This window comes from Neopoerus faecalis (assembly GCF_029218125.1).
In the GTDB taxonomy this organism is placed as follows: Bacteria; Bacillota; Clostridia; order Oscillospirales; family Oscillospiraceae; genus Oscillibacter; species Oscillibacter faecalis_A.
The window spans coordinates 38,669-63,597 of sequence record NZ_JARFXX010000002.1; the positions used below are offsets into that span (position 1 = coordinate 38,669).

The 24,929-nt window shown below is 47.8% G+C and carries 26 protein-coding genes, 2 tRNA genes and 1 pseudogene; 13 read left to right on the forward strand and 16 right to left on the reverse strand.

Features of this window, described 5'->3' with window-relative positions:
- Positions 1-21 precede the first annotated feature (21 nt).
- Genes PY311_RS02470 through PY311_RS02485 form a run of 4 tightly spaced genes read right to left on the reverse strand, consistent with a single transcriptional unit; the run spans position 22 to position 7,298 of the window.
- Complete coding sequence (locus PY311_RS02470; protein WP_286147105.1) at positions 22-1,155, reverse strand: aminotransferase class V-fold PLP-dependent enzyme; 1,134 nt, start codon at positions 1,153-1,155, stop codon at positions 22-24.
- Positions 1,156-1,166: 11 nt separating this feature from the next.
- Positions 1,167-4,694, reverse strand: a complete 3,528-nt coding sequence (locus tag PY311_RS02475) for a DUF6079 family protein (protein WP_286147106.1) — start codon at positions 4,692-4,694, stop codon at positions 1,167-1,169.
- Positions 4,691-5,566 carry a DUF4007 family protein gene (locus PY311_RS02480; protein ID WP_286147107.1) on the reverse strand — a complete coding sequence of 292 codons (876 nt, stop codon included), beginning with the start codon at positions 5,564-5,566 and terminating at the stop codon, positions 4,691-4,693. The genes PY311_RS02475 and PY311_RS02480 overlap by 4 nt, the downstream gene beginning before the upstream one ends.
- A gap of 19 nt (positions 5,567-5,585) precedes the next feature.
- On the reverse strand, positions 5,586-7,298 hold the full coding sequence (locus PY311_RS02485) for a phosphoadenosine phosphosulfate reductase domain-containing protein (RefSeq protein WP_286147108.1): 1,713 nt from the start codon (positions 7,296-7,298) through the stop codon (positions 5,586-5,588).
- A gap of 361 nt (positions 7,299-7,659) precedes the next feature.
- Here PY311_RS02485 and PY311_RS02490 point away from each other — a divergent pair, with 361 nt between their 5' ends.
- From PY311_RS02490 to PY311_RS02540, 11 genes are all read left to right on the forward strand, one after another.
- Positions 7,660-7,983, forward strand: coding sequence for a DUF6809 family protein (locus tag PY311_RS02490; protein WP_195615058.1), 324 nt, complete (start codon positions 7,660-7,662; stop codon positions 7,981-7,983).
- Positions 7,980-8,444 carry a DUF6550 family protein gene (locus PY311_RS02495; protein ID WP_286147109.1) on the forward strand — a complete coding sequence of 155 codons (465 nt, stop codon included), beginning with the start codon at positions 7,980-7,982 and terminating at the stop codon, positions 8,442-8,444. The genes PY311_RS02490 and PY311_RS02495 overlap by 4 nt, the downstream gene beginning before the upstream one ends.
- A gap of 121 nt (positions 8,445-8,565) precedes the next feature.
- A complete protein-coding gene (locus PY311_RS02500) occupies positions 8,566-9,234 on the forward strand; it encodes a hypothetical protein (protein WP_286147110.1) in 669 nt (222 codons plus the stop codon).
- Positions 9,215-9,391: a hypothetical protein gene (locus tag PY311_RS02505; RefSeq protein ID WP_286147111.1), complete on the forward strand. Its 177-nt coding sequence runs from the start codon at positions 9,215-9,217 to the stop codon at positions 9,389-9,391. The genes PY311_RS02500 and PY311_RS02505 overlap by 20 nt, the downstream gene beginning before the upstream one ends.
- Positions 9,392-9,614: 223 nt before the next feature.
- A complete protein-coding gene (locus tag PY311_RS02510; protein WP_286147112.1) occupies positions 9,615-10,037 on the forward strand; it encodes a helix-turn-helix domain-containing protein in 423 nt (140 codons plus the stop codon).
- A gap of 14 nt (positions 10,038-10,051) precedes the next feature.
- On the forward strand, positions 10,052-10,969 hold the full coding sequence (locus PY311_RS02515; RefSeq protein WP_286147113.1) for a HipA domain-containing protein: 918 nt from the start codon (positions 10,052-10,054) through the stop codon (positions 10,967-10,969).
- Positions 10,970-11,430: 461 nt separating this feature from the next.
- The gene (locus PY311_RS02520; protein ID WP_286147114.1) at positions 11,431-11,640 is read left to right on the forward strand and encodes a helix-turn-helix domain-containing protein; all 210 of its coding nucleotides are present in this window, start codon (positions 11,431-11,433) and stop codon (positions 11,638-11,640) included.
- Positions 11,640-12,083 (forward strand): helix-turn-helix domain-containing protein, encoded by a 444-nt coding sequence (locus PY311_RS02525; RefSeq protein WP_286147115.1) that lies wholly within the window; start codon positions 11,640-11,642, stop codon positions 12,081-12,083. Before PY311_RS02520 ends, PY311_RS02525 begins: the two co-directional genes overlap by 1 nt.
- Positions 12,080-12,442: a hypothetical protein gene (locus PY311_RS02530; protein ID WP_286147116.1), complete on the forward strand. Its 363-nt coding sequence runs from the start codon at positions 12,080-12,082 to the stop codon at positions 12,440-12,442. Before PY311_RS02525 ends, PY311_RS02530 begins: the two co-directional genes overlap by 4 nt.
- A gap of 358 nt (positions 12,443-12,800) precedes the next feature.
- Positions 12,801-14,003: a tyrosine-type recombinase/integrase gene (locus PY311_RS02535; RefSeq protein ID WP_286147117.1), complete on the forward strand. Its 1,203-nt coding sequence runs from the start codon at positions 12,801-12,803 to the stop codon at positions 14,001-14,003.
- Positions 13,967-15,463 (forward strand): tyrosine-type recombinase/integrase, encoded by a 1,497-nt coding sequence (locus PY311_RS02540; protein WP_286147118.1) that lies wholly within the window; start codon positions 13,967-13,969, stop codon positions 15,461-15,463. The genes PY311_RS02535 and PY311_RS02540 overlap by 37 nt, the downstream gene beginning before the upstream one ends.
- Positions 15,464-15,758: 295 nt before the next feature.
- Here PY311_RS02540 and PY311_RS02545 read toward each other — a convergent pair whose 3' ends face one another.
- The 3 genes from PY311_RS02545 to PY311_RS02555 form a co-directional block, all read right to left on the reverse strand.
- Positions 15,759-17,759, reverse strand: coding sequence for an ATP-binding protein (locus PY311_RS02545; protein WP_286147119.1), 2,001 nt, complete (start codon positions 17,757-17,759; stop codon positions 15,759-15,761).
- Between the two features lie 238 nt (positions 17,760-17,997).
- Positions 17,998-18,071: transfer RNA gene (locus PY311_RS02550), tRNA-Val, on the reverse strand.
- Positions 18,072-18,298: 227 nt separating this feature from the next.
- Positions 18,299-18,374, reverse strand: a tRNA-Pro gene (locus PY311_RS02555).
- 58 nt (positions 18,375-18,432) lie between these two features.
- Between PY311_RS02555 and PY311_RS02560 the strand changes: the two genes are divergently transcribed.
- Positions 18,433-18,999 (forward strand): hypothetical protein, encoded by a 567-nt coding sequence (locus PY311_RS02560; protein WP_286147120.1) that lies wholly within the window; start codon positions 18,433-18,435, stop codon positions 18,997-18,999.
- Between the two features lie 37 nt (positions 19,000-19,036).
- Here PY311_RS02560 and PY311_RS02565 read toward each other — a convergent pair whose 3' ends face one another.
- The 5 genes from PY311_RS02565 to PY311_RS02585 all read right to left on the reverse strand — a co-directional run bounded on the left by PY311_RS02565 (position 19,037) and on the right by PY311_RS02585 (position 22,287).
- Positions 19,037-19,537, reverse strand: coding sequence for a hypothetical protein (locus PY311_RS02565; protein ID WP_286147121.1), 501 nt, complete (start codon positions 19,535-19,537; stop codon positions 19,037-19,039).
- A 1,219-nt stretch (positions 19,538-20,756) separates the two neighbouring features.
- Entirely contained in the window at positions 20,757-21,002 is a 246-nt protein-coding gene (locus tag PY311_RS02570) for a hypothetical protein (protein WP_286147122.1), read from the reverse strand.
- A gap of 43 nt (positions 21,003-21,045) precedes the next feature.
- Positions 21,046-21,519 carry a hypothetical protein gene (locus PY311_RS02575; RefSeq protein ID WP_286147123.1) on the reverse strand — a complete coding sequence of 158 codons (474 nt, stop codon included), beginning with the start codon at positions 21,517-21,519 and terminating at the stop codon, positions 21,046-21,048.
- 297 nt (positions 21,520-21,816) lie between these two features.
- Entirely contained in the window at positions 21,817-21,987 is a 171-nt protein-coding gene (locus tag PY311_RS02580; RefSeq protein ID WP_286147124.1) for a hypothetical protein, read from the reverse strand.
- 72 nt (positions 21,988-22,059) lie between these two features.
- Complete coding sequence (locus tag PY311_RS02585; protein ID WP_286147125.1) at positions 22,060-22,287, reverse strand: hypothetical protein; 228 nt, start codon at positions 22,285-22,287, stop codon at positions 22,060-22,062.
- 335 nt (positions 22,288-22,622) lie between these two features.
- Between PY311_RS02585 and PY311_RS02590 the strand changes: the two genes are divergently transcribed.
- Entirely contained in the window at positions 22,623-22,817 is a 195-nt protein-coding gene (locus PY311_RS02590; protein WP_286147126.1) for a RepB family protein, read from the forward strand.
- 1,090 nt (positions 22,818-23,907) lie between these two features.
- Here the strand turns inward: PY311_RS02590 and PY311_RS02595 are convergent.
- The 4 genes and pseudogenes from PY311_RS02595 to PY311_RS02610 all read right to left on the reverse strand — a co-directional run bounded on the left by PY311_RS02595 (position 23,908) and on the right by PY311_RS02610 (position 24,904).
- A complete protein-coding gene (locus tag PY311_RS02595; protein ID WP_286147127.1) occupies positions 23,908-24,066 on the reverse strand; it encodes a hypothetical protein in 159 nt (52 codons plus the stop codon).
- Between the two features lie 3 nt (positions 24,067-24,069).
- Positions 24,070-24,297 carry a hypothetical protein gene (locus tag PY311_RS02600; RefSeq protein WP_286147430.1) on the reverse strand — a complete coding sequence of 76 codons (228 nt, stop codon included), beginning with the start codon at positions 24,295-24,297 and terminating at the stop codon, positions 24,070-24,072.
- Positions 24,298-24,417: 120 nt separating this feature from the next.
- Positions 24,418-24,708, reverse strand: a pseudogene (locus PY311_RS12770) (hypothetical protein); the annotation flags it as partial.
- Positions 24,701-24,904: a hypothetical protein gene (locus PY311_RS02610; RefSeq protein WP_286147128.1), complete on the reverse strand. Its 204-nt coding sequence runs from the start codon at positions 24,902-24,904 to the stop codon at positions 24,701-24,703. The gene PY311_RS02610 and the pseudogene PY311_RS12770, both read right to left, overlap by 8 nt.
- Positions 24,905-24,929 lie beyond the last annotated feature (25 nt).

Below are 24,929 nucleotides of genomic sequence, written 5' to 3' on the forward strand. Positions count from 1 at the left end.
AATTTACCCCCTTGCGTGTACTTAGAGACTCTTGATTGCACTTATCAGTGCATCGATGTCTTCTTTTGTATTGAATTGTCCGATGCCAATTCTAATCGTGCCATGATACGGCTTGTCGCCAAGATAATCATGGATATATGGAGCACAGTGGTATCCGGTGCGGACGGCAATGTCGTATTCATCATCCAAGATGATGCCGACTTCGTCAGACTGATACCCTTCTACTACAAAAGAAACGATTCCAAGGGTCTTGTCAGTATCAAATGTGCCCATAAGGTTAACGGACGGAATACCATTCAGCGCCTCAAGCAAATACTCCGTCAATTCACAAAGGGTTTTTCTGTGTTCATTAATGTCAAGGCCCTTTAAGGAAGCGTTCAAACCTGCTATTGCCACAACATTTGTGCTGGAAGCTTCATAGCGTCCAGGAGCCTCCTCGGGCATATCCAGAGTCAAAGATGAACTTCCAGTTCCACCGGTCAACACCTTTTTCAAAGTGATGCCGTGCTTAATTAGGAAGCCTCCAATACCGAAAGGTCCCATCAAAGTCTTATGTCCAGCAAAACAGAGAACATCAGCATTTAAAGCTGGCATATCCAGATCAATCAATCCAGCTGCCTGGGCTGCATCGAGAACGGTAATTGCTCCGTACTCTCTCGCCATCAAAAATATCTCTGCCACAGGCAGAATGTATCCTGTGACGTTGCTGAGTGCATTCAGAATTACGACAGAAGGCGAATTAATGCTAAACTGGTACTTTGCCTTCTCCAAATCAATTTGCAGATCCTTAGTCAGAGGAAGCATTTTAACACTTGCCCCAGAATTTACCGATAACTGATAGACTGTGCGGGCAACTGCGTTGTGCTCATAGGGGGAAACATAGATAACGGAATTTCCGGTTAAATCAAGTCCATTGAGAACCTGATTCAATGCATGGGTCACAGAGGGGGTGAAAACTATATCCGCATACCCAGTCGCATGAAAAAGAGAAAGAAGGCGGTTCTTTGTATCATCGATGATTGCAGAAGCGGCTCGGGCAGCTTTATATGAGCCGCGACCAGCGTTAAATGACAACTCTCTATTTGCTGTTTCAAGTGCAGTGTAAACCCTTTCTGGCTTTGGAAAAGTGGTTGCTGCGTTGTCCAAGTAAATCATGTTGGGACTCCTTAAGTCATTAGTTTCTTGATAGCATCCATCAATACGCCAATCTTTTCGTTGTTTTCAAGAATACCATCATACTCTTCCATCACATCCTCGAGAGCATTCCTAAAGAAAGTTGCAGTGGTGGAAAGATTCTCAGCATCAAAGTCATAGAATCGCTCCACTGAGGTGCCGTCATCAGACATGAGCAAGATTTTTTGGGAAGTGTCTACGGCATTCTCCTTCTTGGAAAGGACTTCGTCAACCGCTTCCTTAAGTTCATCCTTAAACTTGCGTTCAAAACCAGATTTCCAGTCTTCGATGAACATACCAGTTGTCTTTCTGACAATTTTACTGGCGATATCATCTGTATCGCCAGTATCAACTGCCTGAATATATTCGATCAGGCTACTGACTCTTGCCGAAAAAATGCTATTTTTCGCAACCTCTGGTAAGTTATCATACCAGGTGAGCAGGCTTTGCTGGAGATTAGTTTCTTCGGCAAAACCAAAAGTATCGCGGATAATTTTGATAGCAGTTGCACGGACAAAATGAATATGGGAATCAATCTCGTTTTTCACCACTTGCACTGCCGCAATCGTATCTGTAGTAGCTGTGGATTTGAAGATTTTGGGCAGGCGTTCGAAAATAATCTCACGCGGATTAAGGTAGATATCTGTAAAGAGTTTGCGAAAGGCAATAATACTTTTGATATCCTGGTCATCGCGGTCTGGATCCTCAAAAGTCTTGGAAGTTTGTGGCAAAGAACGATACCATGACTGCATCATGCAGGAGATCTTGGCCAGTCGATTCTTCTTATCTACTTCTCTGCAGTATTCACTGTAATCTGAAAAGAGCGTCTCCAAAGCATGGACATATTCAGCTTTTTGCACAGTTTCCAATTCAACATAGAGCGAATAGTCCTTGGGATGCTTGACGATGTTGTTGACTGTTTCCAGATCCAGAACTACTTCCTTTTTGTTGAGATAGATAATAGGCATGTTCTCAAGCCGTAGCAAGCTGTCAAGAATATAGAACGGCAGAACACCCAGTCTCATGCCATAAGGAGCGCAAGTCAGTCTGGTAATAATGATGTCAAAGGACTTTTTTTGATTTACGCAACTGGCAAAGAACTGCTCCAATTCCGCCCGAACTCTCCGCATGTTTTCGTCACTTTGGGTATGAATCATGACTGCACGGAAAATCGTGGATTCTGCGCTCGTACCATTATCATACTTGGAAACATCCTTTCCATTCAGCAACTCATCAAGAATTGTATTTCTTGCTTTTGCAACTTGAGCAGTTACTTCATGGCGGTTGATCAGTTCATGGTTGATTCTGGGAGTAAAATGATAGGCTGTGTCACAAATATCACTGACAAGACGATTCAATCCCTTAGGGCCAATAGCGATTGGCCCATCCATACTGTAGATGTTTTGAAGAGGATAGTAGGTATTCTTTACCCATTCGTTCAGAGCTATAATGGTTTCCTCTGCGAGTTTTTCAAGTTCTTTTTTGATGACCAAATTGTCTTCAATAAAAGTGCTATTATTGTGGAGGCTGCTGATGGCCAGATAATACTTAGCTATTTCGTCACAGGTAACCGAGACGTTTGGTAGACAGGTGATAAGGCAAGGATCAGAAATCTCTTTAGTATGTGCCTCGACCGCGGCACGATCAATCTCCTCAGAAGGCATCATCATCACTATAACGCCATCAGGGCGATTTGGCCAGGTTAGATAAGACAAATCCTTCAAATTCATGTACTGTGCATAGGTCATATATGCAAAGTTGAAGTAGCGGGTCATACAGAAGGTTTGGTTATGCTTCTTAGGGAGAATGTACCTTTCTTTTACGACATTAGCCAGGACGCTGCAGGGATCCGCTTTAGAAAAGCGCTTTTTCATGCAGTCAGCAATAGCCTGCTCAATATCCACACCAACATTATTTTTAAATTCATATGCGCCAGTACGGGCTTTGAATTCAATCAGTTTTCTGTCACTCAGATGTGCCAGAGCAATCTGAATATCGGCTTTGTCCAGGCCTGTTGCAAGCGTAATAAACTTTTCAGATGCTGTGATTTCATCGGCATTATTGATCATTCGGATAACCGCAATGCTCTTGATAACAGCCGCTTCCACAGCAGTTTTAATCTGAGAGAGTGCATAGTCAGCCTTCAGCCATTCATGGTGAATACCTACCTGAACCTCCTCCTTAAACAGAGGAACAAAGTAGTCATAAACGCTATCAACACCGACAAATTTATCGTTTTTACTCTTTTCAACATGCCGGGCAAGGCCGTTAGCGTCCTTACTTGCGATATAGGTGAAGATTGTGCGTTCATTTTGGGCAATCTTCTCGCTTAGGTTCAGTAGCAACATTGCAGCAACAGGAGTCAAGGGAAAACATCCCTTACCCACAATTTCATTGTAGTCTCCCGGAGTAAACAATGAACTAAAAGCTTTCAGTGCATAGGACTTTTCAATGAGATCTGCGTAAAGCTGGTTTCCCTTGGCCCAGCTATCGAATGCAGGAGTCTTTGAAATGGCATCAGAAATTAACTCGTAGTTATTTTGAGAGGAAACAACAAAATATATCTCTTTCAGGCGTCCTTCCACGCCCTTGAAAGAATTCAAAATCTCAGCAGGCAGAGCAGCACCATAGGTTTTAATGCTCTTATGTGCGACACAAGTGAGATGCAGTTGCTCATCTTTAGAGGCGTTACACAGCTCACACATATCCTGCAGGATCTTCATATCATCAGCAAAGCCTTCGACCGCATGCCCCTCAATATACTTGCTAAATTCATCAAAAATGATATAGATGCCTGCATAACCATGCTTTTCACGCAGAATTCGGTTTACAGATTGATAGACGGAAATAACTTCATTGTCGATTAGCGGATTGAACATGCCGCCAGAAGTCAATTCCGGATAAACAGCACGGAAAAATTCCAGTGCCTTTTCATCGTAAGACTCCAGTTTCTTGATAAAAGAATCGATGGTTTCTTTATTCAGTTTCCTCTGGAACAATTTATATGTATCGGGAAAGTTCTGCTGCCAGTTCAGGAGCATCTTGACTGACTCGGTGTAGTAATTATCAGGAATTACGTCATCTAAGCCATCACGAACCAGCGCAGAGGTCAAGCCACGCATGAAAGCCTGGTTCAGAGAGTTGTTGCCGTTGGCGTTGATAAGAACGGGTAAGAACTGTCCCTGATTTTCCATAACATCACTGATGTGGGAAGCAGCATCAGGATTAACTGCAGAGATGCGCTGAACCAACTTTTTGATTGCAGACATTTGGCAGGTCTGAGACAAAATGGACAGTAAAACCAGCAGCAGATGGCTTTTTCCCTTGCCGTAGGGGCCAATTAAAACCGTAGCTCGATTACCGCTGAAGCTACGAACTTCGTTAATATATGAATCAAGAATGTTGACAGAGGATCGTGTGGGAATGTATCCGTCAATCTTATCTTGGACATACAGATCAAGAGTAAGGTTCACAGATTTCTCAAAGCGATTATCAATTTTGATGAGTTCGAGTAATTTCATGCGTTATGGCTTCTTTCATAGTGTTCTTCAAGGATTGCATAAGTCGTAGGCATGTATGCAGGGTAAATGACATCCAAACCAGCCGTGCGATTTACGCGGATGTACCCTTTATTTTGGAGCTGGTCAAGATATTCGTTAATGGATACTCGGTTAAGGTAAAAGACCTTGCCTGGCATATTATTTCCGGAAACAATGTCGTCAATAGACAGGACATTTTCTTCGCGAATTTTATCGGCGATTACATATAGGATCAGGGAGGGGTCAATCAAATCCCTGGCAGGATGTTTCTTCTCAAAGGTATTGGAATCCACCTTACTTAAAAATCCCAGCGCTGCAAAAGGACTGATTCTCTTTTCTTCCGGATCAGAGGGTACATCCCCATTTTCGGTGTACATTTGCAAAATTGCAGCGCAATCATCTGCAATAGAACGCTCTGGGGGCATTGTATCGCCAGTAATATTGATAATATTTTCCGTCATCATATTGATGAGTTCTTCTCTCTTAAAAGAAGTCACATCAATATTGTTGAAGAAGATATTCCAGGAAGTCGCGAGTTTGAAATTCCTGGCGATGTTTGCATGAATCACCCAGAGAGAAAAAATGTCTTCAAAATAGGGATCATTCTGGAAAATAAGATTTCCATATTCCGTCAGAGTAACGCCATCACGCGGGTGTTCCTTAGTGAGTTCAGCAGTACGCATCCAGTAACGGATGGACTTTGCCATGTTCGTACCAACTCCAAGTGCGTCTGCGCCGCTGTTTTCGGAAAATACTCTGGGGTTTTCATGCACAGCGTTCAAGCCTTTTGTGAGCCATCCTTCTCGAAGAGTAAATGATTCATGACCCTTAAGTCTGTAATCTTTTTTGTCCATGCAGGTCTTCCTTTAACTTTTAACTTCGTTTTATCGTCATGACTTTCCGCATATAGCATCCACCATCGTAGTGCCCGATGCAGAGGCCGCAACGAACGCACTTATGATCGGCAATCTTATATGAGAGAAGTCCGGTATGATCGGTCTGTATATTGATTGCGCCATTGGAACAAGCACTTTCGCAGCCAAGGCAACCCATACACATTTGGTATTTAGTGATCTGACACTTTACTTTATCCTCAACGGCTTTGATGCTCTTGCAATGACCAGCCTTTTTATTGAGAATACTTACTTTCAATGTTTTGCTTCCAATTTTGCCTTGAAGTTTCAGAAGTAGGGTTCCATCCTTATCCAGGACATACACTTCGCCAAGTCGGGCGTTGCCAAGATCATAATTGATATAGCCGAAAGGCTTGAATAACTCGTAGAGTTCTTCTGTAATTGGCTTTTGCAGTTCAAAATTCAAGGTGTTTTCCTGCAGGGCACAGGGCTCAAAGGTAATTACAGAGCTTTTAGCGTACTCTAAGCCGTTACCACCCTGACGAGCCCTCCAGTTTCCGTCATCAACATAGACTTCCGGATCGGGTTTTCCTATTTTCTTTGCAAAATCAATAAGAAGATTTCGAAAACGCTCATACTGCTCCGGCATATATACCCGCGACATAAACCCAGACCAGGCGCTATTATTTGGACAGCACCAGCAGCCAACACGTGTGTATCCAAGACGATACGCTGTATTGAAATCAATACCCGTGGTCAAAAGATACAACCAAATATCAAAATCCAACCAATCAATGATTGGCGAGACGGTCTTTTGAATCGCAATTTTAGGGCTATCGGACTCTCTGTCATATTTGCTTCGAGAGACCGATTCACTTCTGCGGATGCCGAAGAATGTGAGGATTCGTTTCTTCCTACGGAATAAAGATGTGATTTTTCTCTGGATGGCACCAGTCTTAAAGATAGTGCAGCACCAGCGCATCACACGACTCGGAGGACCGAGCTGTTCGCAGAGTTCCTCAAAATTTTTGTCCTTGTTTCGAGAGGTCAAGACTGGGGTCTTAGGATAAGCTTTGCGGAACCGGGTAACATACGCTTCGGTTTCAGGAAATTCCAGTGTAGTGTCGCCATAAATATGCAGAATCTCTTCAGTGCAGAGGGCGCGCATAACAAGGCTTGAAACGACTGTGCTGTCTTTACCACCGCTAAATGAGACATACATCTCTGTAGTGTCGTAACTCTCGGCCATTTTGCGAATAAATCGGGTCGCCTCGTCGGTGATATTTTCGTAACGCTTTCTGTTAGCAAGCAAGAATTTCTCAATGACTGCCTCAAATGCGGTGTTTTGGTTTTGGACTTCGTACAACTTTAATTGCGCTCTAATATAGTCTGCGTCAACATCTTTTGTCTGACTGGCTGTAAAGGGAAGCTTCTCGCCATCTGCGTAGTAATAGTTTCCTGCTGTATTCCAAACAGAAGAGTTTTTATACTTAAGCGGGCAGTCCAGTAAAATCTCTAACAGAAGCCTCTCCTGAGGAAATACGGGGCGAATGTCTGATCCAATCCGCTTTCCCTTAGAACCACAAATAGGGCAATGTTCAGCAAAAGTAGGAATATTGCAAAACTTGCACCAATATATCGTGGAATTGACAATTTCTGTTCTCTCTCCACAGTGCGGACACTCAGATAATTCGGTTGTGATATTGCAGTTTTTGCACGTATATTTTATCATTTCAGCCTCACACAACTGTATAAAGAAAATATCAAGTAGGCCTTATATAGTAAGGTCACTCTTTGAAAATTGAAATATCTATACAGAATATATATTATCATGTCGAAGGGTAAACCGCAATATGTTATCGCACAAGATTTAACAAGTCAGTATGTAGGGTTTTTATAATAGATAAGGTCAATTATATACCCATGTATTCAAAGTTGGGGGGTATAGCCAACCTGCGAGAGCGCACCACGAATACCCCACAGCCAAAATAGCGGCTGAAACGTAATGTTCCAGCCGCTATTTTTCTAAAAAAGTTTCAGTAGCTGTTTCCGCCGAACTGTGGTATATGTTTGTGCTGCAAGGAGGCGAGCGCATGAAATACAAGCTGCTGAAAGACCTATATGACTGTTTCTACACCCCACCTGAACTTCCAGCTCAGAAACAGGAAATTGAGGAATGTCATCAAGCACTTAGTGAGGTGCTGGGCAAGCCGGAGCGCCGGTTGGTACTTCAAATCATCGACGCAAAGGATCGCATTGCGGAGGATACCTCCATCGACAGCTTTATCGCCGGATTTGAACTGGCGTGGAAGCTGTCCATAGAACTGAATCACTACGAAAACGAGCACTCAGTCTCCTGCCGAACGGCAATGGGATTGGGGGCTCGTTTCGTATCTGCAAGGGAGGAAGAGAAATGAAGAAGTTCGTCATAGCAACCATGATTGCCGCTTGTATCGCTTTGTGTGCCGCCGTGTGGCCACATGGCAACGCAGTCGAGGAAACACCCGTCCCAGCCGCAGGAACCGCTGTGAGCGCCAGGAAAGCGACTGTCGTGGAAATAACAGAAAAGAATTCCGCGTCACTGACAGAGATGGAAAACGAGATTTCGCAGCAAGAAGCATCCCAAGAGGAACGTCCTGAACCAGAGACAGAGTCTATTGAAACGCCCGCAGATTCTGAACTCCAGCCTTCCGCAGAGCAGATGCCCGGTAAAAATTCTGTACCAGAGCAGACTCTGTCCCAACCTTCTAAAGAACTGCAGCCCGGCGACAAGGTTTATGTGACGGGCTTCGGCTGGGTGGAGTACGAGGGGCCCAACCGCTGTGAAGATGGTACGGATATTTACGAAAACGGCAACAAAATTGGGATCATGGGGTGAAATGTGCGGGAAACATTCAAAATAGGGTCAAATCGCTATTGACAATCAAACTTTCTATGCTATTCTATAATGATTTAACCTCGATGTTGAATGGGTGGCATGGGCGAGAAGGAGAGTATATATGGCGTATGAGTTCGTTTACGAATCCGAGGCAAAACGCTATCGTTCGGATTGTTCGTATGTTCTGAAGGAAACCTGCGAGTTGCTGAAAAAGAAAGGCATTTATACACAGTTTTCGCTTGTTGGAAGTGGTGCAAAGAATATGATCACGAGAAACGGAGATGGCCCGTATGACTTGGACTACAACCTTTTGGTCATGAAGGCAGATAACGAGTATCGCGACCCGCGATTGCTGAAAGATACAATTAGAAATGCCCTTAACAAAGCGGTGGGCAGAAAGTTCTTTTCGGATGCACAAGATTCAACTTCTTGTTTGACTGCACTGCTGCATTTTAAGGATACTCCAAATGTTGAATTCAGCTTTGATATTGCGATTATCAAGAAAAATCCGAAAGGAAACTATATGCGGTTAGTACATAATAAATCTTGGAATCAGTATACATGGAATGAAGTGCCGCGCTCACATCAAGTAAAAGATAGAGCGGATGAAATAAAGGAAGAAGGTTTATGGCAGGAGGTTCGTGACAGGTATCTTGAGAAGAAAAACATGTATCTGTCTTGGCAGGATCGTAACCACCCATCCTTTGTTGTGTATGTGGAAGCGGTGAATGAGGTTTATAACAGATATTTCAATAGAGGAGGCGGGTACAGTGTGCAATCGATTTTTTGACTACGCTGACGGCGACTTCGCCGTGAGCATTTCAGACAGCATGGCGATGGACTCCGATGGGGATCTCATGCTGCGCATGGGCGATCACATGGCGATGGATATGGACACCGGCGATATTCACATGATCTCATCATGGTCTGATGACGACGGAGAGTAGAGCATAGGCAACAGCTCAACGGTTGAGCCGCCACAGACAAGGAAAACACTTTCAAAATCCGGACAGAAAAAAGTAGAGGGACAGGCCATAAATGCTTGTTCCGCTCTCTATATCGTAATAATCGGCAGTAGCGCAAATGCAGACATATAGACCGGTCAGAGGTTTAGGAGCTTTTCTCTTGACTGATTATCGGCACACCGATATAATAAAAGCGGTGATGTATATGACGATCCAACAGATACTGCGGGAAAAGAACCTTTCCCGCTACCAGCTCTCCAAGAAAAGCGGTGTGCCTTGGGCAACGCTGGCGGACATTTGCTCCGGCAAGACAACGCTTTCCCGATGCAGTGCCGGAACATTGATGAAGCTGTCCTCCGCACTGGGTATCCCGATGGAGCAGCTCATTACGCTGACCGTGGAGAAACCGCAAATGCATGGTGGCAAGCCGACTGACCGAACCTATTTGGAAAAGAATCTGCCCGCCAGTTTGGATAAAGCGCTCCGTGAGTACATTCAGGGCGAAAAAGACAAAGTGTCTTATATGGACTGCCTGTGGGGAGAATTATATAGCGCGATCAATTCCAATCAATGGAGCAATGCCATCACGCAGGAGCAGGCAGACTATCTTCGCGCAAAATATTTATGAGGGGGTGAGAACCTGTGATTGATTTTACCAACTGCCCAGTCAACCGCTTCCGCGCCTACGGCGGAGCCAATGGGAATAAAATCAATATCACCTATCAAGGACATAGTTATATGCTCAAGTTCCCGCCAAAGCCCAGCCGAAATCGGGATATGAGTTACAGCAACGGCTGCATCAGCGAATATGTCGCCTGTCATATCTTTGAAATGTTGGGCTTTCGGACACAGGAAACGCTCCTCGGAAACTATACGGACAGCCGCGGCAAGACAAAGCTGGTAGTTGCCTGTCGGGATTTTACAGAGGACGGAAAACGGCTCATCGAGTTTGCCCATCTGAAGAATACCTGCATCGACAGTGAACAGAACGGTTATGGAAAAGAACTGTCCTCCATTCTGGAGGCCATCGAGGAGCAGAGTATTTATCCCTCCGATGAGTTGCGGCAATTTTTCTGGGACATGTTTATTGCGGATGCGTTCCTTGGAAACTTCGACCGGCACAACGGTAACTGGGGTTTCCTGGTGGATGAGGGAAAGCAGCAGGCAGAGTTAGCGCCGATCTATGATTGCGGTTCCTGCCTGTACCCGCAGCTTGATTTGGAACGGATGAAAACTGTGCTGCAAGACGAAGCGGAAATCGACCAGCGCATCTATACCTTCCCAACTTCCTCTATCGAAAAAGGCGGGAAAAAGATATCTTATTTCGATTACATCTCCTCACTGAAGAATCCAGATTGCAATGAGGCGCTCAAGCGTGTCTGCTCAAGAATCGACCTCGATGCGATCCATGACTTTCTCGAAGGTGTCCCTGAACTGCTGCCAATCCAGCGTGAATTCTATCTGACCATGCTGACCGAGCGCAAAGAGAAGATTTTGGATTACAGCTTGGAACTTTTGATGGTGCAGGAGCAGCATACCTCACCGACGCTGGGAATGTAAAACCGAACACTCGACTCAGGGAGCCGCGCCAATTGGCGCGGCTCCCTTTTTGCGTCCATGGTATGTATGGGATTCAAAGAAACGGAATGGCGTATATTTTAGGATATCCGGCATGAACATGAAAACGATTTTTAAGCGTGTGGATCGCATAGAAAAAAGGCCCAAAAATTGCTGAAGAACGGCAATAGGTAGAGGAATGTTAGAATTGTCCCTCATGAAGCTGTTGGATGGTATGGAACTTCTATTTGCTGTCTCAAAAGATACGCCGCGATAGACAAAGAAAAATTTTTCTAAAACAGGGTGTGCAAAACATGTTTTCCTCCGCGATAAGTGGAGGGATTTTTTAAGGCATTTAGCAGGGAGCAATTCTCTGTATTCAAATCGAACTGAAAGGAGTGATGCCTATAGGCTGCGTTGTAGCTTCCGTCAACAAACATCAAAAATTATAAAGGAGGAATCCAATGCAAGAATCCACATTTACCAACTATGACCAGCTGCCGCTGTTCCTCAATGCGAACACGGTGGCGCAGGTGCTGGGCGTGTCCATCTCCAGCGCCTATGAGCTCATGCGCGAAACGGGCTTCCCCGCGCTGCGGATCGGAAACCGCATCGTGGTGCCCAAAGAAAAGTTCTGCCGGTGGGTCGATGAGCAGACAGGAGGTGATGCCTGATGTTCCAGCGCTGGCCCAAGCGGGACCCGAACAAGCACTACTACCTTGTCCCAAACGAGGTCTTCAATCTCGGACTCAGTTCTCACGAGATCGCCGTCTACAATTACCTCCTGCGCTGCGAGGATCGCAAAACTTACCAGTGCCATCCCAGCTACCGCACCATCGGCCGGGCGGTGCAGCTGAGTGAAAACACTGTGCGAAAGTATGTGGCTGGTCTGGAGGAGAAGGGACTCATCCGCACCGAACCCAGCACCGTCACAACGAAGGATGGCCGCGTGCGCAACGGCAGTCTCATCTACACCATCCGTCCCGTTCAGGAAGCGATGGAGCTGAACTATCAGCGGCAGTTCCTACAGGTGGAGCGTGACATGGAACGGGCAAAGGCAGAAAAGCGGCTGGCCGAGTTGAATCGACAGAACGAGAAAAATGAGGAAAGCGCATGATGCAGCAGCTTGCAAACTTTATCGTAGACCATGACCCGATGATGGTCCTACGGCGCACACACGACACAGTGCGCTACATCCGGTGGGCGTGGAACAAGGATCATGCCGACCCCATCGACGCAGAGGAGCTTCGCCTGTTCCTCTGCGATGAACACTACGGTGATCTGACCGATGAGCAAAAGACCGTTGCCCGTCGGTGCCGGGACGAGATGCGGAGTGTCTACAGCACTGCGGTGCTCCGCATGCTGCTATGCAACGAAATGATGTGCCGCGGCATGGTACCAGACATCAGTACCTATCGCAGCGTGCTCTGCCCGGAAGGGGATGATGCGACGTGGATGATCGACCGGGCAGGATAACCGAAAATCAGACCGATTTGCCGCCGACGAAAGGAAAGCAGGAGAAAGGACCGGGGTCGTAAACGCCCCTGTCCATCCCACAAATGCCCGCAGTGCGGGCATTTTCAAGGGTTTGCGGCCGGGGACAATGCGACGCTCTTTCCGGGCTCATGGATCCGCTCTGACGCTAAAAATCCGAAAAAGCCAGTGTTTGCAAGGGTTTCTACCGACGTCATACCGGCCCCAAGCCCTATTTTTACCCCGATTTCTGGCCAATTTTGTGGTCAAAGCTGGCAGAAGAATTCAGTAGCTATTTCCGCAAAAGTGTGGTAGTTGTTTGTGTTGCAAAAAGAAATTGAATCCAAAGGAAGTGAAATGCATGGCAAAACGAAGACCGGCCGGTGACGGCATGGTGCGAAGGCGTGACGACGGACGCTGGGAAGGGCGTATCGTTATCGGCCACAAGGAAAACGGCGAGCCGCTGTTCCGCCATGTCTACGCCAAGACGCAAAAGGCTCTGCTGGACAAGCTCCACCAGAACATCGAGTGCTACCGTGATGTGGAACTGACCGAGGACAGCCGCATGACCTTGGGCGAGTGGCTGGACCGTTGGCTCACGGAGTACAAGGCGGACACGGTGCGGCCCGGCACGCTCAAAAGTTATCGCTGCTATATCGAATACTACATCAAGCCGCAACTGGGCGACAAGCAAATCTCCCTCATCTCCCAGCAGGACATCCAGCGGATGTACCGCCGCCTAAAAACGGAGGGACGCATCCACGAGCATCCCGAGATGGGGCATCAGCTCTCCGACTCCATGGTGCGCCACATTCACTCCACCCTCCACGCCGCACTGAAAGACGCTGTGCAGGCGCATGTCATTCCCAGGAACCCCACCGAGGGGACAACGGCTCCCAAGCCCAACTATAAACCAAAGCGCATCCTCACCCGTGCGGAGCTGGACACCTTCCTTGCGGTGGTGGAGCAGGACGAGGTGTGGCGGGACTTCTTCCAAACGGAGCTGATGACCGGCCTGCGCCGCGGCGAGATCTGCGGTCTGCAGTGGAACGACTTCGATGGGGACACCGGGACGCTGAAGGTGTGCCGCACCCTCCACAGCCAGCGGAAGGGTGAGTACACCGTCGGTGAGACAAAGACCAATCAAGGTATGCGCACCATCATCCTGCCGCACAGCGTGACTGAAATCCTGCGGCGGCGTAGAGCGGATGCCATCAGCCAATGGATATTCCCTGACCCGGTGAGGCCGGAAGATTCCGTCGATCCCAATGCAGCTTATCGCCACATGAAGACGCTGCTCCAGCGGGCGGGCCTGCCCAGCATCCGCTTTCATGATCTGCGCCACACCTTCGCAACCCACGCCCTCACCAGCGGCGTGGACGCCAAAACCCTGTCCGGTATCCTGGGCCACACCAACGCCTCCTTCACGCTGGATACCTACACCCATGTCACCTCAGATATGCAAAAGCAGGCTTGCGGCATCGTAGGCGGCTTCATGGAAGATATCTTCGGAAAGGAGTTGAAACCGTGGCAAGAAAACGAAAAGCCGGAGACGGAACCGTAAGACAGCGCAAGGATGGTCGGTGGGAGGGGCGCATCGTCATCGGCTATGACGATAACGGCTATCCCAAAACGAAAAATGTTCTCGCTAAAACGAAGAAGGAGTGCCTTGAAAAACTCCAAAAGCTCAAGGAGGATTGCGGCGGGCTGAAGCCGGAGAAGGTGCGGCCCGAGATGCCCTTCGGGGATTGGCTGACATACTGGTATGAGAATCACTCCAAGCCCAAGATCCGGCCCACCACACAGGAGACCTACGAGAGCCGCATCCGTCTGCACATCATCCCGGAGATTGGGGACATCCCGCTGAATAAGCTGACACAGAACGACCTGCAGCAGTTCTACGGTCGGCTCAAGAAAAGCGGCCGGAAGCGGTTCACCGACAAGTACGGCGAAGGGCTGTCCGACCGAATGGTGCGTATGTGCCACGCCACCTGCCGCTCCGCATTGGAGAAGGCGGTGCAGGATGGACTGATTCGCGTGAACCCGGCCATCGGCTGCAAGCTGCCGCCGAAGAAGGCGCGGGAAATGCAGGTGCTGACGCGGGAGGAGTTGCAACGGTTTCTTATCCAGGCGAAGTTTGAAGGCTACTACGAAGTGTTCCTTCTGGACTTGGCAACCGGCCTGCGCCGGGGTGAACTCATGGCGCTGCAGTGGGACGATCTGAACTTCAAAACCGGTGTGCTGAATGTGAATAAACAGGTCTACGATGTGCGCGGCCAGCTTCAAATCAGCACGCCCAAGACGAAGAACTCCGTCCGCAAGATCGTCCTGCCGCCCGCGGTGGTGGCAGTGCTGCGGGAGTACAAAAAGACGGTGGACTCCCGCTGGATGTTCCCGTCACCGGTGAAGGAGGACTGTCCCATTACACCCGGCGTGGTGCGCCGCAGGCTGCAGCTCATTCTGGAACACGCAGGGTGCAAGCATGTTAGATTTCATGATCTGCGCCATACATTCGCAACGCTGGCGCTGGAGAACGGTATGGATGTGAAAACGCTTTCCGCCATGCTGGGCCATGTGTCGGCGGCCACCACACTGGACATCTATACCCACATCACCGACGACATGCGGCTCACGGCCGCCGCCAACATCGACCGCGGCATCGGCAAAGCAGCGCCGCAGGAGGACGCTTCAGAGCCGGGGCAGGAAACTGCCCCGGCCCAGGCGGAAAAGCCGAGTATGACCGATTTCAAGCCCTACGTGGGCCGCAAGCGCAGATCCGGTACCGGCTGCGTCAGTGAGATCAACGACCATCTCTTCGAAGGCCGCTACTCGCCCAAATGGCCCGACGGCAAAAAGCACGCCCGCAATGTCTACGCCCATACCCGTGAGGAGTGCGAGGAGAAGCTGAAGGTACTGATCGTGGAGATGAAAGCGGAAATTGCGGAAGCGCAGCGGCTGAGGGATATAGACGAAGGTAATGGAAGTCCGCCAGAAGAGCGGAAAAAGCGGGGAAAGAAGACATAAAAAACACCGGTAAGAGTGTGAAGTGATTGGTACACTATTTACTTTACAACACAATGTCTCAAATTCTACACCGCAATAAAACAATGATAGAGAACTGTTTATGATTCTGGTTATGAATACGACCTAACTGATAAACAAGTGCCCTAACACACTTGATTGTGTGTTAGGGCACTTCGGAAATAATGGGGGGACGCTGGTTTCAGCTCGGCACGAGCAAAGAGCGTATTCCACAACCACTTTGGTTTCGGAATATGACTGTGAATTGGTATTTCATGTATGACAGAATTACAGAAAATTATATCCCCAGTTTATCAAAGAGGATTCTATTGCGCTTCTTTGCGTCATTTATAATTTTGTCATAAGATAAGATTTCGATATATGCATTCATCTTATCATTATACTTATAATACCCAAGTTTATCAGGTGTTTGTGAAAAATCGTGGAAATCCAAAATCTGCTCTAATGTGGTTGTGATGTCACACACGGCATATAAGTAGAATTTGGTGTTTTGTCCGACTCTGATTACACGTCCATCTTTATCCCTTTTTTTGTTGCTCCTCAACTGTGAAACATATTCATATAACTGATTGACAGGATTATTACTGCTATTATAGTCATCTCGCATCGGACGTTTGAGTTCAAACAAGACAATATTCTCGTATTCTCGACCGTCATTTTCTTCATCAGAAACAGCGACTGGAGAATCCAAGATCATTATGTCTGTTCGGTCTTCTTTCGGATTGTTATTAAACGGAATATCGGAGGAAATATAACTGCAATAGGCGAGCTTCTCATCCAGCAACCACAAATTATGATTGCTATAAGGAGTATCCGCAGAGGTTGTTCTCATTGGATAAATGATATTATGGAGAAAACTCTCTTTTTGAAAATGCCCATCATCATTTTGACGTATTGCAAACTCCATCAAGTCGAGGATAACCTTGCGGTGAGCAACATATTCGGCTAATGCGGCCCCATTAGCGCTATTTATTTTTTCGATTTGCAATCCAAATTTCTGTATGTACTCGTCTGAACTGATTACACCTTTATTCAGTTCATCGAGAAGCTGAGTATTTTCTTTGGCTGTTGTTCTATCGAACTCTCTTTTTATACGATGTAGTTCATCATCCAATTTATCCTCACTTAAATTAGGCTTGATTTTCGCAATTGCCTCAGGTGTGTATTTCAACAGATGACGAAACTGTGGGGCCCGATGCGTTACATAATCTGTTATTCTTCGAATTTTTTCTGTGGCAATAGGCTGAAGGTAGTCTTTAAGAAATTCATTTACTTCGACGACAACCGCTCGCATGATCTGATCCATAGTAATCATGTTTGCCATGCTATCTAATGGGCCACCGTCAGGAATGTTAAAGGAAAGCCTGTTCATATCAACGGCCTCATCGAGGTAATGCCCTCTCAAAACACCAACATACCAGAATCCACTTTTTTCGAAGATTTGTCGATCAAGATCGGTAATATACTTATCCAGTTCTTTTGTTTCTACTAAGCGGTTATGTGCACACAAATATAATTTGTTGCCGTTGATAGTGGACTCTTCGGCTTTTACATGGAGCAACTCAAAGGTTTCATCATTCAAGACAATAGTCTTGCTGTTAGCTTCAGATCGAATTTTCTCCTTAAATATATGATTTAAGTTATGAGTTTCATCAATATCCTGCAGGATGATTTGGGGACAATCATCAGAAATAAAATATACAAGACAATGCTGGATTATCCGCATAGCAATGGTAATACTGCGTTTAGGAACATTATCGGCATACGGTTTAATGTAATTGAGCAATCTGACTGTCGTTTGATTATCATTATACCCGGTGCAGTCGGTGAGGGTATCATTGATGCCAGAATTAGAAATGGAGAAATCAAAGGATCGTTTTACATATTCATCTTCCTCGGAATAGACACTCTCTATCTCAGCTTTTTCGAATGCAATCAGCCAAGAAAACCGTCCGACACCCTTGCCGCCAATTTGGGCTTTGTATGTTGAGTCCGATTCCATAAACGAAGCAATATTTGCTTCATTGAATCCAATTCCATTATCAATAATTTCGAAGGACTGAATTTGGGGCAATTCACCAGTGCCATCGAGTACAAACTGTCCATCACGAAGAATTCTGATAATTATTTGGCCTTCAAAAGATGGATCGGTGGATTTCCGCTCACCAATGGCATGAATTGCATTCACGATAGCCTCAAAAAGCGGCACAAGTGGCTGATTTTTAGGAAGATTAAAGTTTTTTACGCGACCGCGTATATTGATTGAAAACGGTCTCATATGGTAGCAACCTCCTTGCTGATAGAATTGCTTTGATTGGTTACTTGGACGAGTGTCATAGGAAAACGCCCTATGTCATTTACAGTTTCCATCATTAAAGTTTTCCAAATCGAGTGCCGTGCGGCTTTTTGGCCGCTTTACACTCGAATTATTGCTGACATAAAATAACTCCTCTTTTGGAATCAAAAAAGACCAAAAGAGGAGTTGAATACAAATATAAAAAGCAACAGCTTAAAATGATCGTATGGGGGACTCGAACCCCCGTCTACCTCTTAGTCAAGGAGGCGCTCTATCCAACTAAGCTAATACGGCTAATTGGAATATTAAAATTATAACACAGTCAAATTAATACTGCAAGAGGGAAAAATGTTTGATGGAAGGCTTTTGTGTGGGATGGACTTCTGTATATTAAAAGTGCTTCCGACAGGATTTACTACCGAAAGCGGACGGTTTTGCTGTAGAGAGTAACTCAGAAATTGCGCCGCAATAGACAAAGAATAAGAAAAACCCCTCTGAAATCGTTGATTTCAGAGGGGTTTTGGTCCGAGTAGTGCGGCTCGAACGCACGGTCTCCTGGTCCCAAACCAGGCGCGATACCAACTTCGCTATACCCGGATATTTAATTTCTGCCATTATATCACGGTGGGGGAGAAAATCAAAGATTTTTCTGTCTGTGGTCATTCCTGTGGTCAAAGCTGCTTTTGTGCCGTTTTCAGCAACCGGGAAAAACCTGCTATCGCCTGTGTCGCAAGGCTTTGCGGCGTTTCGCCCTGCCCCGTCCCGGATACCGCCACGGCACTCCCAAAGCAAGCGCGCTACCAACTGCGCTAATCCCGGCTATTCAGCGTTCAATAAAAAATTTAGCTGCACACTATTTTTATTCTACCGAAATCTGGTGGAAAGTCAAGCGAAAATTGCCGGAGATGATATTGATGATGAAGATTATGAATGCAGCAAAGGTGAACGCCGATACCACCATCGCCAAGCCAAGCTCAATGTGATTATCACTGGCACCGCTGCTAATAATTACGAGTTGAATATTATTACGCTTAAAAATGCCGACGGTAATCTCTTTCTGCGCGTCGGCGATCTGAGCCTCGTGGAGAATGAACGCTTCACGGTTTGTGAAAATGCCTTCGTCCATGTGGTTCATATTCACCTGACTCACAGGCGTTCCATCCTGAATGACCTCTCCCGTCTCAATGTCTTGGACGTGAGCGAGCCACCCGTTTTTTTATAGGCTTTCATTGCTGCTTTCGACCTCCACTTCTAAGATATTATATTTGAAGGCTATCCCGCTGCCGCGGCGCATTCGGGGGCAGCAGTCCGCCAATCTGGTCCATGAGCTCCGCCAGTTCCTGATCCCGTCCGAAGGATAGAGTTTCGTCCTGTTCACGGACGAACGACAGTGCGTGGTAGATCTGCGCAAGCTGCTCTGGCTCAAAAAGGGCGTCTTTTGGAACAAGCCCGCTGCGCACGGTGAAATCGCGTTTGGCGGCATCGTAGTCGTTCTGGAAATAATGCCCGCGATGGACGCCCTCTCGGTCGTAGTTCCACTCCCAAGTCACAAACTGGACGCCGCGCTCGGTGGGGTGGCCCGCCAGCACCGTGCCGCCAAAGTCAGCGAGGCTGCGGTAGTCGCCATCCAGTCCGCCGGCTTTGAGCCGCGGGGCGGTTTCCAGAATCGCCATGTATTCCGAAGTCATTTTGGCGGTGTCGATTACGCTTTGCAGCGCAGCCTGCGCACCGGGGGCGGCACGCTCCTGCCGGTACAGCACGCTGCCCCTGCCGGAGATGCGACAGAGACGCCCTTTTTGTTGTCGGGAAATGAAAAAGGGCGCCGCTTTTTTGGCTGGTCAAAGCCAACAAACGACGCCCAAAAATTTGTGATCTTTTTTCCGCGATGATGCCACTTTTTTCGAGAGAAAAATCTTCTCTAAAAGGGCGCTGGTGGTGAAAAACTGTCGCAATTCGGATATGCCCCAGTTCGAATCACGTCAGTCGCTCCAAAAGCGCTATAAAAATCTATGGTTCAAAAGAAGAAATCCGGGCTCAAAAAAGACCGGAAACGGTTGATGCGCCTAGCTTTACGCCAGACGCATCTATACCGGTAACTCTTTATGGAGGTGACACCCGGATTTGAACTGGCTGGGTAGTGTAAAATGCTGTATCAGCGCATCTCAAAAACCGTGTGTTTTCAGTGCTTTGCGGGTTTGTGTGTAAAATGCTGTATCACGTTATAAAATCTGTAAGGGGTAAACTAAGGGGTAGAAAACAGCGTTGCTTTTTGATGGTTCCCATGTTATCCTGTCGATAGGCGCTGCACGAACGGCAGGCGGTCAGCACTTCCCGGAAGGGAGGTGATGCCAATGGTTACATATTCAGAGCTGTTTCAGCTTTGTTTGGTACTGATTGGTTTTGCTGGTCTGATTATTCAGATTTGCAAGAGAAAATGACCGCCCCTTGCCCGAGCGGTCATTTCGCAAGAAATAGAACGTAAAGGCTGACCGCTTGTCGCAGCGCCCTTTCTGTTTTCATTATAGCAAATTCTCAAGTCCTGTCAAGCCTTGGATCATTCCGAGGCTTTTCTTATACCCGGGATTGCTTTTTTCCTCCGCAGAGCTGGCGGGCAAAGGTGGCGGCGGAGATGTACCCGCCCTTCTGCAAAGGGAAATGGTGCTGAATGGTGCGCAGATCCTTCATGCCGGTGAATTTCCGAATGTCAGCCAGTTCAGAAGCTGTCGCCCACCGGTAAAGGCGAGGATCTGTTCCAGATTGTCATAGTAAAAATCGTTGACCATGGTGGCCGCCCTCTTTTGCTTTGTCGTGATTGCTGATAAAATGTGCCGTTTTCTTGTCCTCGCGCGATGTGTTGCAGCTTCCCCTGACTGGTTATATCCTCCCACAAATGCTTTCTCATTGCCAGTGCATAAGCAATTTCTTGAAAGATTTTTGTATGATATAATCATAATTTTGCCCGTGTTTATAGGCGTTCCTTTATTGTTTTACAGCTTCATTGACACTGGTTTCCAGTGCGGCAAGGGCATCGCAAATCAAGTCAAGGGCGGGGGCATAAACGGTGTTGGTTCGTCGGCAGGCGCTTAGAGACAGGAATTTGGCGTTTTCGCCGGTGCTGTTCCGGACTGCGGCAAAATCCTCGCACATCCCCTCTAAAGTGAGCTGCAAGCTGGCTTCGATCTGTTCCAGTTTGATTTGAACTTCGTCCATTGTGATTTTTTCCATAGTAAATCCTCCATTTATCCTTGTGACTGTTAGGGAGGGGCGCTCATGCGCCCTCTCCGCTCTTGCGTACTGTTTTTGAACCCAGCTTTATAAAGGCTCCCTGTTCATCCTCGCGGATCGCCCGGAAAGCAATGCTGCCGGTATAGGCTTCACGTTCAAAGCGTATTACGGCGGCTTCGGTCCCGCGCCAGACGGTGAACACCACTGTTTCCCCACGGTGTTCCACTGTATAGGCATCGGGGTCAATGCGGGCGGCGGTGGTCATTTTGGAAAAGTCCGCGCCTGCGTAGAGTACGGAGCCGGTGAGAAAGTTAACCTCGAACATTCCTCCTCCGCACGGGACACTTTCATCATAGGCGGGGTGAAGTCGGGCAAGAGTGCCGTTCTGCCAGAGCTTGCACTGACCGGATGGCGTCCACTCCACATCCGGGAACTGCTCACGGATCAGGTCAAGGGCAATCTTCCGGGCAGCTTCATCAATGGCGGTTCTCTGCTGGATATACTCGGTTCTATTCATTGTGAAATCCTCCTTGCTTTCTTGGCGGGAGGCTGATACAATCAGGGTATCAACCTCCCTGTGGTGGTTGGTGGTTACGGCTCTCTGTGCCTTGCTTTGGACGGCGGTGGTACAGAGGGCTTTTCTATTGCATCCAGAAGGGCTATCACCCAGCTTGCTATCTGGATAGCCCCGGCAACGGCGGCGATCACTCCCATCATGCTACGGAGAAGCGGCGCACGGTGGTTTCTTTGGTGAACCGCTCCGCCACATCCGGCAGAGCCTTTTTAAGGGCGCTGGTGTCGATTCTGGCGCTGGTCACGCTCTTCCATGTGAGATTTTATACTCCCCGGCGTTCATGCTCTCAGAAGCGCCCATAGCGGCCTTGATTGCGTCCCGGATGGCATCAGCCTCTGCCTGTGCTTCATCGATCAGGGCTTGGAGCTGCCGCAGCTCCCGGCACTTGCTTTCTAATTCCTGTGAACTCATGTTCTTTACCTCCCAAGATAAAATAAAAGCGGCACCGAATATCGGCACCGCCATGTATGTAATCAGATCTATTTACTTGAGCTTGGGGAGCGGGAAACGGATTGCATTACTGACATCCTCGGCCCACTCAATCAGAGCGTTTACGCCGTCCCGTGTGATTTCGGAATTTTCTTCTAGCCTATCCAATCTGGCCTCTATTCCATCGATCTTAGATTCTACTCCGTTCAGTCTGGAATTGATTTTGCGGAGTTCTGCTTGCTGAGATTCCAGCAGTTGCAGGATCTTCTCTTCATTGGTCATCGTTTACCACCTCATGCATTCATTATACGGTGCCGATATTCGATTGTCAAGGTACGTTGGGGAACTCCGGCGGCGGTGGTCATTAGGGCTGTGGCCTCTCTGCTTCCCATTCCCTATACCGTTCCGCCCTTGTCCGTGATCTCGGTGTCAGGCTTCAACGATTGCCGGTGTCTCAACTGTTTTCGTTTGTTCCCTTGCTGTGATTATATGATACTATATGATTAACCATATATCAATAGACAAAATCTACAATATTAACCATATATTTTATACAGAATATATATAGTTAAACACATAGCTTTCTGCTATACTATCTCTTAAAAGGAGATGATATTTTGGCGGCAACAGAAGCTCAAAAAAGAGCATCAGCTAAATACCAGCGCGAAAATATTTCAAGTTTAGCTTGCAGGGTAAAGAAAGAGCAGGCTGATAAATTCAAGGAATACTGTTCCAGCAAGGGGAAAACATCTAATGCAGTTCTGCGAAATTATGTTCTTGAGTGCATAGGTGAAAAAGAAGATGCGGAATAATGCAGAAGGTCGGGATTGTACTCTATGTGCCTGCCGGGATTTCAGAGAGAATGCCCTGGTTGTTTTTTGCGTCATCCTGTGATACACTGTTTTTAGCGAGGATATCGTCAGCCATCGCCTTGGGGAATTGTACCCCGTTGGAAAGAAGCTGGTGAATGTCCTCGTTGTTTTTTGCGCAGAGAACGTTCCCATCCGATTCGCCGAGATAACTTTGGATATAGCCAAATCACTGATTACACGCTGGCCCCGGCCTTTTCTTGTTTGTGCCTGGGGGCGATCAAGCCGCTCAGGGCCGGGGCTTCTCTGTCTGGCGGCTCAGGAGACCAGAGATGGAGGCCGGATGGTGGAGGGTAGGGGGGTAGCGGAAAAACAGGGTGTGTCTCTTCCTCGTGGTATAGGACATATTCCACGCATCCCCTTGCCCCATTTCTGGACTGGGGTAGGGGAAAAAGGGGCGGGGGGTTTTGTGTGTCCGCAGCGCGAAAATTATAAAAGACTATCTATGGGCTTCACAAACGCAGACCGCTATGCTAAAATACGCAATGAGGGGATGCATACCCTTACGGAGCCGTTTCCCACATTTGCGGCAGGTGCTGGACCTGCGTCAGCATTTGTGGGGACTGCTTCGCAAACGTCTGATACATTCGGGGAAGCCGTAGGTTACGGACCTACCAAGCTGGCCCCGGATGTTATCGGACCCTCACAGACGCGGGAACCGGTTTGACCGTAAGTTGCGGGGAGGTGTCCTCCATGTTGAACGCCCGCGTTGTGAGAAATAGCTGAGATTGTGTCCCAGCGTCACCATTGGTGGCAAGGCTGGTTGGATTGGCACGGTCTTGTCAGCAGGGCTTGAATGAGTTTCCGTCGCGGTAGGTGCTGGACCTACGTCAGGGCCGGAAACTTCATTCAGGCTCCTTTTGTGAGTGCCACGCAAAGCGCCTTTAAACGGCCTTTGAACGCGCCCTTCCCATCGGAATATACAACACACACCAGAAAGTGCCCATCTTCGCTTTTACGGGCATTTATGGCCGTTCCTGACGGCTTCTCCACTTGGCATAGTAAAAGACCTCCCATTTTGGGAGGCCTTTTTTCAAATTTTATCCGCGATAGCATCCATCAGCCAGTCCTCAACACTCTCAAAGCCGCAGACCTCTACGGTTCTGCAAATCTGCTCGTAGACTGTTTGGCTGACCTCTACGGAGAGCGTCACCGTTTCTTTTACTTCGGGTTCTGTTTTCTTTCTGGGCATAGCTTATCTCCCCTTTACGGCAGTGAGTACGGTTTCCAAAAGTTTGATGGCGGCGGAGGTGCTTGCCACAGCGTCCAAATCAAGGATGACTGTTTTGCCCCGCTTTTCGTTTCCGTCCTTGTCTATCCAGTTCGGCTTGCATACGCTCAGCTTCCGGCCCTCCCGGAAATATTCGATGATGTTCTTGCCGGTGTTGACGGTAACCGGCTTCTCGGTGTCCCAAACGTTCATAGTGGCTCCTTTCATAGAAAAATCGGATAAGGGATGTATAAAAAAACGCGCGTGCGCGTTGTGATCTTGTGCGGCGGCATACAGGGAAAGCCAGTCGGTAAGCCTCATGGTAACGAGCCATGGGGCTTTATTCTTGCGGTGGAACACTGCCGGGGAACCATCCTGAAACCGTTCTGCGTCCCGTACAGCTTGCTCTATTGCCTTTGCTATGTTCAACTGCTCCACGCGCTTGCACTCAATGTGGATACCGGGTAGGCCAAACACATCAGGCACAGTCCCGTATGTCCTGTTCCCGCCCCACGAAACGGGATACCCGGCGCGGCGGAGGTGATCTGTAAGCTCCCGTTCCCCCGCCGCACCCTTGCGCTGTGACATTCTTCCGCTTGTCACCGATCTCCTGCTTTCACTCATTCATCAGGATTGCCCCGGCCTCACTCAAATCTTCGATGATCTCGCAGTTGGTCAGCCCCATAGCATGGATTTCCCTGTCTCCGCTGCTCAGCTCCACAAGAGCAAGGCAGACTACCGGGTGGGAAACATGGCCGTCGAACCCCCATAGCAAATTGGCGGGGGCGGGAATGATCTGAAGAATTTTATTTCCGTTCATAATGTTGTCCTTTCTGTTCTGACCG